We start from the raw sequence: 9,723 nt of genomic DNA, 5'->3' as shown, positions 1-9,723 counted from the left end.
TGATCATCATCGCGGCAACAAACCGTAAGGACGTGTTGGACCCTGCGCTGCTGCGTCCGGGCCGTTTTGACCGTCAGGTCACCGTGGGCAATCCCGACATCAAGGGCCGCGAGAAAATTCTGGGCGTGCACGCGCGCAAAACCCCACTCGGCCCCGACGTCGATCTGCGCATTATTGCGCGTGGTACACCGGGCTTCTCCGGTGCTGATCTGGCCAACCTCGTGAACGAGGCTGCGCTGATGGCGGCCCGCGTGGGTCGTCGGTTCGTCACTATGATCGATTTTGAGTCCGCCAAGGACAAGGTCATGATGGGCCCCGAGCGCCGCAGCATGGTCATGACGCCTGAGCAAAAGGAAATGACCGCCTATCACGAAGCGGGGCACGCGCTGGTCGGGCACCTGCTGCCCAAGTGTGACCCCGTCTATAAGGCGACGATCATTCCGCGTGGCGGCGCGCTGGGCATGGTGATGAGCCTGCCCGAGATGGATCGCCTGAACATGTTCAAGGATGAATGCCACCAGCGTCTGGCCATGACCATGGCCGGCAAGGCGGCTGAGATCCACAAATACGGCGAGGATCAGGTGTCCAACGGACCTGCTGGCGACATCCAGCAAGCCTCTGCGCTGGCCCGTGCCATGGTCCTGCAATGGGGCATGTCGGACAAGGTCGGCAACATCGACTATTCCGAAGCGGCCCAGGGATATCAGGGCAACACGGCTGGTTTCTCGGTCTCTGCCAACACCAAGGAGCTGGTGGAGCAGGAGGTTCAGAAGTTCATTCAGGATGGGTATGACTGGGCACTGAAGGTCATTACCGAAAATGAAGAGAAGTTCGAGCGTCTGGCGCAGGGCCTGTTGGAATACGAAACTCTGACCGGTGAAGAGATCGAACGCGTTATGAACGGTGAGCCGCCCCACGCGCCTGATGATGAGGACGGCGGATCGGCTGTCGAGGACAAGAAGCCCAGCCTGACGGCCATTCCCAAAGCCAAGAAAAAGTCGGGTCCGTCCGGCGATGGTGGGATGGAGCCAGAGCCGACAGGCTGATCCTGAGATCAAGATGTAAGAAGGCCCGCTTTTGAGCGGGCCTTTTTCGTTGACGTATTCCATCACGTCCCTGCGAGCAGGCTTGTGCCATCTGGCCGAGATGTTCAGGTTTTGAACCATGTGGTCCCCAACGGCTCTTTTGCAGGCGGCAGTCCAATCTGTTCCGCTTTTCTACCTCGCGATGCTTTGGCCGGGACGAAGCGCCTTTCGCGGATTGTGGAGTACGGATGCCTATTACCCGGCTATCATGTACGACAGCGGCGTATGGTCGGTGTGGTTGTTGATTGCGACCCTGTCGGTCACCCCGGTCCTGCTGCTGATCAATTGTATTGGTCGTGGGCAGGGATTTGGACGTTGGCTGATGCGCAGACGGCGGCATCTTGGCCTTGGCAGTGCACTCTATGCGGCGCTGCATTTATGGTACTACTTGGCACATGAACGCAGTTTGGCCGCAGTACTGTTCGATCTGTGGCACCTGGAATTTGCCGTTGGCTGGTTGAGTTTCGCGCTGTTTGTTGTGCTTGCACTGACGTCAAACGCTTGGTCGGTGCGCCGCCTGGGGCGGACGTGGAAGCCATTGCACTTGTTGGTCTATCCTGCTGCAGCGCTGGCACTTTGGCATTGGTATTTGCTGGATTGGTATGTCGGTCGATCCATCTTCTGGTGCTGTGTTTGCCTGGCGCCGTTGTTGATCCGTCCGGCATTGCGCCGGGTGCGCAGACCGATCCAGGCATAAGTCATCACGATTTGTGCGCACGCGGTAGCAAAGCGTCATTGGCCATGCCGGCAGCACGCTGATAGGACCTCGGAAACACTTGATTGAGGGGTCGAAATGCCTGCACTGAAACCGACATCCTTTACGGCAAAGATAACGTGGTTGGGTCACGTTCCAAGCCGGGACGCCAGCCTGCGCGCTGTGCCTGCCCAATCCGTTGAAGTCACGTTGGATGGCTTTCCGGGTGAGGATCACGGTGGACCGACGCGTCCGTCTTGCGTGCGCGTGCGGTCGCAATACACGCCCGGAACAGAGATACGGAACACGCGCCAATTGTCGATCCTGAGTGCCGAGGAACTGGCTGCGACAGCGACCGAGATGGGGTTGGAACGCATAGATCCCGCATGGGTCGGTGCGTCCCTGGTGATTGAGGGGATTCCGAACTTTACCCATGTGCCGCCGGCCTCTCGCCTGATGTCGGAAAGCGGTGTTGGTCTTACCATCGATATTGAAAATCGTCCCTGCATCTATCCGGGCAAGGAGATCGAGGAAGAGGCGCAGGGGCTGGGCAAGCTTTATAAGCCTGCGGCCAAGGGGCGGCGCGGTGTGACGGCCTGGGTCGAACATGGTGGGCGGTTGGCCGTGGGTGATGTGCTGACCCTTCACGTGCCTGATCAGCCGGTTTGGCCACATCTGGAGGCGGCGCGCGCAGGCTGAACAAGAGGGGCGCAGGACACCTGCGCCTTACAGGTTTTAGCCCCAGTAAGGTAGAGGTGTCCTCTGCCGTGCAGGCGCAGTGAACTGCGCCTTACAGTGACAAATCCCGGTCGTAAGGCGGAGGTGTCCTCCGCCCCGCACCAGGTTTCGCGTTCATGCCCACCGTTTCCGAAATGAAACCGGCGACTGCGAATGGGCCGCTGCAACGTCCCAAAATGTCGGAATCGCACGCATAACCCCTAGGCATGCGCCTGTATGCAGGCCACGAAAGACATGCCCATTCAGGACTGCGGGGAGCGACCATGGCCTATAAATCCGACATCGAAATCGCGCGCGAGGCGCAAAAGAAACCGATCCAGGAGATCGGGGCCAAGCTGGGCATCGAAAGTGCCGATCTGCTGCCGTATGGCCATGACAAAGCCAAGGTGTCCCAGTCCTTCATCAACTCGGTGCAGGATCGCGAGAATGGCAAACTGATCCTTGTGACAGCCATCAACCCCACGCCTGCCGGTGAAGGCAAGACAACAACCACCGTGGGTCTGGGTGATGGTCTGAACCGCATCGGCAAGAACGCGTGCGTTTGCATCCGCGAGGCGTCGCTTGGCCCGAACTTTGGGATGAAGGGCGGGGCTGCTGGTGGCGGCTATGCCCAGGTTGTGCCAATGGAAGAGATGAACCTGCATTTTACAGGTGACTTCCACGCGATCACCTCGGCCCACTCGCTGCTGTCGGCGATGATCGACAACCACATCTACTGGGGCAACGAGCTGGAGATCGACACCCGCCGCGTCGTATGGCGTCGCGTAGTTGACATGAACGACCGCGCCTTGCGTCAGATCACAGCCTCACTGGGCGGCGTCGCCAACGGCTTCCCGCGTGAGGCGGGCTTTGACATCACCGTGGCGTCTGAAGTCATGGCGATCCTGTGCCTCGCCAAAGACCTCAAGGACCTGCAGAAGCGTCTGGGTGACATGATCGTGGCCTACCGCCGCGACCGCAGCCCTGTCTTTGCGCGCGACATCAAGGCGGATGGTGCGATGACCGTTCTGCTCAAGGACGCAATGCAGCCAAACATCGTGCAGACGCTGGAAAACAACCCGGCCTTCGTGCACGGTGGTCCGTTCGCGAACATCGCGCACGGCTGTAATTCCGTCATCGCGACCACCACAGCCCTGAAACTGGCAGACTATGTGGTGACCGAAGCAGGCTTCGGCGCTGACCTTGGTGCCGAGAAGTTCATGAACATCAAGTGCCGCAAAGCGGGCCTCGCGCCCTCGGTCGTTGTCTGTGTCGCGACCGTCCGCGCCATGAAGATGAACGGTGGCGTGGCCAAGGCCGATCTGGGCGCAGAGAATGTGGATGCTGTCAAGGCGGGTTGCCCGAACCTGGGTCGCCACATCGAGAACCTAAAATCCTTTGGCGTGCCGGTCGTGGTGGCAATTAATCATTTTGTCACCGACACCGATGCGGAAATCCAAGCGGTCAAGGACTTCGTGGCAGAGCAGGGGGCCGAAGCCATCCTGTCGCGTCACTGGGAACTGGGCTCTGAAGGCTCTGCTGATCTGGCGACCAAAGTGGCGGAACTGGCTGATGCGGACACTGCGAACTTTGCGCCCATCTACCCAGACGATATGCCGCTGGCCGAGAAAATCCAGACCATCGCCAAGCGCATCTATCGCGCGGATGAGGCGCTCATGGACCAGAAAATCCGCGATCAGCTGAAGCTGTGGGAAGAGCAGGGATACGGGCATCTGCCGGTGTGCATGGCCAAAACGCAATACTCGTTCTCGACCGACCCAAATCTGCGCGGTGCGCCCACGGGCCACTCGGTGCCGGTGCGCGAAGTGCGTCTGAGCGCCGGTGCTGGCTTTATTGTCGCTGTCTGCGGCGAGATCATGACGATGCCGGGACTGCCCCGTGTGCCGTCTGCCGAAAGCATCATGCTGAACGATGATGGCCAGATCGAAGGCCTGTTCTGATCGCAAACGACCTCTCGGCCCCGTCACAAAGCGATGACGGGGCTGAAATCTCATTGACCCGACACCGCCCCGGCGGTCAGCGTGCTCTCCATCAATTGGAGGACGACCTATGACCAGATCGCTTGCACTGATTGCCACCCTTGTCTTTGCCGCCGCGACGGCCCAGGCGCAGGAGCGGTACGAGGGCTACTACTATCCCGAGGTGACCTCGACCGAGGATTTCACCCGCGTGATCCGCGAGGCGCCCGATTCCAGCAAGGGCGTGCGGGTCGAATTCGTGACGAACCTGACAGTGGCCCAACTGGCCGCTCCCGAAAGCCCGCGCTTTGTCTTCTTTGCCAAAGGCGAGGATGCCAAACACCTAAACGTCATCGCGCTGGATGACGACGTGTTTTCCACGCTGTTCCGCGCCCGTGCCGTGCTGGCGCAAATGACATCCAACATGCGCAACAATGACTTCTTTCGCGCGCAAGAGCTGCAATTCGTAGCGACCTTCTTTGACCTGTTGCAACTGATGGAATTCGACACGCTGGTGATCAGCGATGGCGAGAGCTGGGCGCATCAGGTGAATTTCATCCGATAATCAAGGAGACCCAACCGACATGACCGCGACTGTAATTGATGGCAAGGCCTTTGCGGCCAAAGTGCGGGGCCAGGTGGCCGACCATGTGGCCCGCCTGAAAGAAGCGCATGGGATCACCCCTGGCCTTGCGGTTGTGTTGGTGGGTGAAGATCCGGCGAGCCAGGTCTATGTCCGGTCCAAGGGCAAGATGACCGTCGAGGTCGGCATGAAGAGCGTTGAGCATAAGCTGGATGCGGATACGTCCGAAGCCGATCTGTTGGCTTTGATCGAGTCGCTGAACAACGATCCCGAAATCCACGGGATCCTGGTGCAACTGCCGCTGCCGGGGCATCTGAATGAGGACCTGGTGATCAACTCCATAGATCCGGCGAAAGATGTGGATGGGTTCCATATCTCGAATGTGGGTCTTCTGGGGACCGGGCAGAAGTCGATGGTGCCGTGCACGCCACTTGGCTGTCTGATGATGTTGCGCGATCATCATGGCTCTCTGTCGGGTTTGAATGCCGTGGTCATTGGTCGGTCGAATATTGTCGGTAAGCCGATGGCGCAGTTGCTGCTGGGTGATAGCTGTACCGTGACGATTGCGCATTCGCGGACGAAGGATATTCAGGATGTCGTGCGAGGTGCGGACGTTGTCGTGGCGGCTGTTGGGCGGCCGGAGATGGTGACCGGTGAGTGGATCAAGCCCGGTGCTACGGTCATTGACGTTGGCATAAACCGGATTGATGCGCCTGAGAAGGGTGAAGGTAAGACGCGGCTGGTGGGGGATTGCCACTATGACAGCTGCGCCGAAGTGGCGGGCGCCATCACGCCCGTCCCGGGCGGCGTGGGGCCGATGACGATCGCGTGCTTGTTGGCCAACACCGTGACGGCGTGCTGTCGTGCGAATGGTTTGGCAGAACCCGAAGGGCTGACTGCCTGACAGGCGGGGCGGAGGACACCTCCGCCTTACGTGTTCACTGGCACCATCGTGCCCTGCAGGATGGCGACCAGTGTTTCGGTGCCGTTGGTCACGGAGAACACCTCTGACGTGACAACGATCAAGCGACGGCCGGGTTTAACCACCCGGCCTTTTGCCATGAGCCGTTCGCCCGTTGCCGGCGCGATGAGGTTTATCTTGATCTCTGCCGTGACAACTTCTTGGTTTTCAGGGAGCGTGGTGAGCGCGGCATAGCCCGCTGCACTGTCCCCGAGGCCGAAGGTGAGGGCTGCGTGCGCAAAGCCCTGTTGCTGGCGGCTGCCGGGTAGGATTGGGGCCGAGATGGTGACGAGGTCCGGTTCAATGGCGTCCAGAGTAGCGCCAAAGGTCTGCATCATGCTTTGCAGGGCAAAACTGGCTTTGATCCGATCCCTCATGCAGCCCCACGGGGCATGGGCACTTGTACCGGCCGCGGGCCGGTGAGCACGGCGCTTGCATCGGGGCGCATCAGCTTGCTCAGTGTCTGGCTGTGGCTGCGCAGGCCACCGGTATACGTGCCGTAGGCGGGTAGGATCAGCTTGTCGCTGTCGATCAGGAAAGCGGGGCGAGAGATGGCGCGTGCCCGTGTCTGCAATGTTGCCTTCGGGTGGTAGTGGCCGGACACCTCGCCACTGGCGCCCGGTTTGGCGATATGGCGGAAGGTGAGAGCCCCGATGGGCAGTTCAGCCAGGTGCGTGCCTCCAAATTCTATTGGGCCGGGGTCGTGGTTGCCTTCGATCCAGACCCACCGGCGGCCTGCCTGCAGTTTGGTGATCCAGAGCCGTTCATCTTCTGGCAGCGTGCCTGCTGCGGTGAGGTCATCGAAGCTGTCACCAAGGCAAACAACAGTGCGTGCGCCTGTGGTTTCCAGATCTGAAGCGAGGCGGGTGAGGGTATCGCGCGTCTCGTAGGGAGGCAGTTGCATACCACTGCGTCTGGCGATGCGTTCTGCCTTGCCCAGATGCAAATCCGAGATGCAGAGCAAGTTTTGATCGGGCCAGTAGAGTGCGCCGGAGCCAAGCGCCTTGAGCGCTGCGCCGGCGAGAGTGAGATCGCACGTGTTCATATTTTGTTCATAGCGATGGGGGCGGGGCGCATCAAGATGCGCCTTACGGTTGGGGCGCTGACCCAAACCCCGTGGTGTTTCCGGTAAGAAGAAGCGGGAGACTAGAACGGGACGCGCCATTCCCTTTTCTTTTGTTCGGGTGGCAGGCCCGCCGTGGTCATCAGCCGTTCAGCTTCTTCGGCGAGCAGCTTTTCCTCCGCCAGTCCTTTGATGGGCACACGACCTACTTCCAGCATCAAGGGTGCGGCGAGCGGCGTGATGCGGTCGTGCTCGGTCAGGTCGATGCGAGTGCCGATGCGCGCGCACATTTCTTCGATCCGGCCAAAGTCAACAAGGCCGCGCATCGCCTCCTCGCGTGTGATCTGCAGCATGAGGTGGTCCGGGTCATATTTTGTCAGCGTGTCGTAAAGGATGTCGGAGCTGAAGGTGGCTTGCCGCCCCGTCTTGCGATTGGAGGGCAGGTTGCGTTCGATCAATCCGGCGATTGTGGCTGAAGCGCGGAAGGTGCGCTTCATAACAGCGTTGCCCGCAAGCCAGCGGTCGAGACCGTCCCGCAGGGCGTCAATGTCGAAAAGTGGGGCCGGGTCGGTGATTTTGTTCAGGCCCCAGATCAGCGTGGCATAGTCGGTCGCGAGGAACCCGAGGGGGTTCAGGCCGGTTTCTTCCATCCGTTTTGTCAGGAGAAGTCCAAGTGTTTGCATGGCGTTACGGCCTGCAAAGCCATAGACGGCGGTGTGGATCCGGTTGTCATGCGGGAAGCTTTCGATGAGCAGGCGCCCCGGTTCGGGCAGGCGGCTGACTTGGCGTTGCAGCGTCAGCCATTCGGATGTGTGTGGCGGCAGGGCAGGCCATGTGTCCTGCTGGAACATCTCGATGATGCGGTGGCTGAGCTGGGTAGAAGTGGCAAATTTGGTGCCGAGGAAGGTGGCAATCTTGGGCTTCTTGGCGGCGTCGCGGGTCACCTGCACCGTCATTTCGCGCAAGGAATCGTAGCGGACGATTTGCCCGCCGATCAGGAACGTGTCGCCTGGTGTGAGTGAGGCGGCAAAGCCTTCCTCGATCTCTCCCAAAGGTTTGCCGCCACGGCCCTTGAAGCGGACTTTGAGTGTATCAGTGTCCTGAATGGTGCCGATGTTCATACGGATGCGTTGGGCGCTGCGGGGATCGCGGAGTTGCCATTGACCATCAGGGCGCTGTTGCAGCCGCTTCCATTGGTCATAGGCGCGCAGGGCGTAGCCGCCTGTGGCACAGAAATCGAGGCAAGCGTCGAATTCTTCTTGACTTAGAATGCTGTAGGCGCCGGTTCTTTTGACCTCTTCGTAGAGGTTCGTTGCATCAAAGGGACCTGCGCAGGCGCGGATCAGTATGTGCTGGCAGAGAACGTCGCGGGGGCCGGGACCGCGAGGATCGCCGTCCAATGCGCCAGCTTTTACGGCGTCCAGCGCGGCCACACACTCCACCACTTCGAAGCGGTTGGCAGGTACCAGCAATGCCTTGGAGGGTGCGTTGTAGCGGTGGTTTGCACGGCCGATCCGTTGCACCAGGCGTTTGACGTTCTTGGGCGCGCCGACCTGGATGATGAGATCGACGTCGCCCCAGTCGATGCCCAGATCGAGCGTACCTGTGCAGACGATGGCCTTAAGCTGTCCGTCGACCATCGCCTGTTCAACTTTCTCGCGTTGCTGGCGATCAAGCGAACCATGGTGGATGCCGATGGGAAGCTGGTCTTCGTTGGCGAGCCAGATGTTGTGGAAATAGAGCTCGGCTTGGGCGCGTGTGTTGTGGAAGATGAGGGTGGTCTTGTGTTTCTTGACCTCTTCCAGCACTGCCGGGATGGCGTATTTCCCGCCTGAGCCGGACCAAGGGGGAGGCTCGTCTGTCACCAACATCTTGATGTCAGGCGGTGGACCGGGGTCTGCATGAAGTATGTCACACGGGTCGGGGTGTTTCGCCAATAGGTGAGCAATGGCCTGTGGGTCCTCGACTGTAGCGGACAGACCAACGCGTTTGAGATCGGGGCGCAGGGCCTGGATTCGGCTGAGCGCCAGGAACATCTGGTCGCCGCGTTTTGACTCCGCGAGCGCATGGATTTCGTCAACGATTACCCGTTTGAGGCCCGCGAACATGCGTGGCGCGTCTTCGTAACTTGTGAGCAGCGCGAGGCTTTCGGGCGTGGTCAGCAGGATATGCGGTGGGTCGGCGCGCTGCCGTTTTTTCTGAGTGGCAGAGGTGTCGCCGGTGCGGTCCTCGATCCGGATATCGAGGTTCATTTCGCTTACAGGCGTGCGGAGATTTCGTTTAATATCAGCGGCTAACGCCTTGAGTGGAGAAATGTAGAGCGTGTGTAACCCTTCGTGATCATTCTCTGCCAGATCGGCCAATGTGGGTAGGAAACCGGCCAGCGTCTTGCCGCCGCCGGTGGGCGCGATCAGCAAGAGGGCGGGGTCATTTGCACGTTCCAGCATCTCTTGCTGGTGAGGATGGATGCTCCACCCGTTGGAGGAGAACCAGTCGGTGAAGATGCGTGGGAGGGTGGCACTCATGGGGCGCAATGTAGCGGTTGTGGCGCAGGTGGGAAGTGCGGCAGCCTCCGGCGGAGATTTTTTTGAAACAGGGAAGGGGGTGGCGATTCGAGCGGAGATTTACTCGGCATTCAGAG

9 protein-coding genes are annotated in these 9,723 nt (G+C 60.0%); 6 read left to right on the top strand and 3 right to left on the bottom strand.

Going from position 1 to position 9,723, the window contains the following annotated elements:
• The 6 genes from AC6RA8_RS09090 to folD all read left to right on the top strand — a co-directional run.
• On the top strand, nt 1–1,046 hold a 1,046-nt coding region (locus tag AC6RA8_RS09090), incomplete at its 5' end, for an AAA family ATPase (protein WP_500352189.1).
• A gap of 118 nt (nt 1,047–1,164) precedes the next feature.
• Nucleotides 1,165–1,782, top strand: coding sequence for a ferric reductase-like transmembrane domain-containing protein (locus AC6RA8_RS09085; protein ID WP_500352188.1), 618 nt, complete (start codon nt 1,165–1,167; stop codon nt 1,780–1,782).
• 96 nt (nt 1,783–1,878) lie between these two features.
• Entirely contained in the window at nt 1,879–2,478 is a 600-nt protein-coding gene (locus AC6RA8_RS09080) for an MOSC domain-containing protein (RefSeq protein ID WP_500352187.1), read from the top strand.
• Nucleotides 2,479–2,780: 302 nt separating this feature from the next.
• Entirely contained in the window at nt 2,781–4,457 is a 1,677-nt protein-coding gene (locus AC6RA8_RS09075) for a formate--tetrahydrofolate ligase (protein WP_500352186.1), read from the top strand.
• A gap of 109 nt (nt 4,458–4,566) precedes the next feature.
• Nucleotides 4,567–5,040: a hypothetical protein gene (locus AC6RA8_RS09070; RefSeq protein ID WP_500352185.1), complete on the top strand. Its 474-nt coding sequence runs from the start codon at nt 4,567–4,569 to the stop codon at nt 5,038–5,040.
• A 19-nt stretch (nt 5,041–5,059) separates the two neighbouring features.
• A complete protein-coding gene (gene folD, locus AC6RA8_RS09065; protein ID WP_500352183.1) occupies nt 5,060–5,962 on the top strand; it encodes a bifunctional methylenetetrahydrofolate dehydrogenase/methenyltetrahydrofolate cyclohydrolase FolD in 903 nt (300 codons plus the stop codon).
• A gap of 26 nt (nt 5,963–5,988) precedes the next feature.
• On the opposite strand, the gene AC6RA8_RS09060 is transcribed toward folD, so the two are convergent.
• The 3 genes from AC6RA8_RS09060 to AC6RA8_RS09050 all read right to left on the bottom strand — a co-directional run bounded on the left by AC6RA8_RS09060 (nt 5,989) and on the right by AC6RA8_RS09050 (nt 9,607).
• Nucleotides 5,989–6,396, bottom strand: coding sequence for a PaaI family thioesterase (locus AC6RA8_RS09060; protein ID WP_500352182.1), 408 nt, complete (start codon nt 6,394–6,396; stop codon nt 5,989–5,991).
• On the bottom strand, nt 6,393–7,064 hold the full coding sequence (pdeM, locus tag AC6RA8_RS09055) for a ligase-associated DNA damage response endonuclease PdeM (protein ID WP_500352180.1): 672 nt from the start codon (nt 7,062–7,064) through the stop codon (nt 6,393–6,395). Before pdeM ends, AC6RA8_RS09060 begins: the two co-directional genes overlap by 4 nt.
• A gap of 101 nt (nt 7,065–7,165) precedes the next feature.
• Nucleotides 7,166–9,607 (bottom strand): ligase-associated DNA damage response DEXH box helicase, encoded by a 2,442-nt coding sequence (locus AC6RA8_RS09050; protein ID WP_500352178.1) that lies wholly within the window; start codon nt 9,605–9,607, stop codon nt 7,166–7,168.
• Nucleotides 9,608–9,723 lie beyond the last annotated feature (116 nt).

It is taken from the genome of Tateyamaria sp., assembly GCF_059783535.1.
The sequence above is the reverse complement of the archived record's forward strand: the minus strand, read 5'-3'. Positions and strand labels throughout refer to the sequence as shown.

Excerpts from the sequence above, each read along its gene's own strand:
- AC6RA8_RS09085 (WP_500352188.1), top strand. The coding sequence starts at position 1,165 with ATGTGGTCCCCAACGGCTCTTTTGCAGGCGGCAGTCCAATCTGTTCCG.
- AC6RA8_RS09080 (WP_500352187.1), top strand. The coding sequence starts at position 1,879 with ATGCCTGCACTGAAACCGACATCCTTTACGGCAAAGATAACGTGGTTG.
- AC6RA8_RS09075 (WP_500352186.1), top strand. The coding sequence starts at position 2,781 with ATGGCCTATAAATCCGACATCGAAATCGCGCGCGAGGCGCAAAAGAAA.
- AC6RA8_RS09070 (WP_500352185.1), top strand. The coding sequence starts at position 4,567 with ATGACCAGATCGCTTGCACTGATTGCCACCCTTGTCTTTGCCGCCGCG.
- folD (WP_500352183.1), top strand. The coding sequence starts at position 5,060 with ATGACCGCGACTGTAATTGATGGCAAGGCCTTTGCGGCCAAAGTGCGG.
- AC6RA8_RS09060 (WP_500352182.1), bottom strand. The coding sequence starts at position 6,396 with ATGAGGGATCGGATCAAAGCCAGTTTTGCCCTGCAAAGCATGATGCAG.
- pdeM (WP_500352180.1), bottom strand. The coding sequence starts at position 7,064 with ATGAACACGTGCGATCTCACTCTCGCCGGCGCAGCGCTCAAGGCGCTT.
- AC6RA8_RS09050 (WP_500352178.1), bottom strand. The coding sequence starts at position 9,607 with ATGAGTGCCACCCTCCCACGCATCTTCACCGACTGGTTCTCCTCCAAC.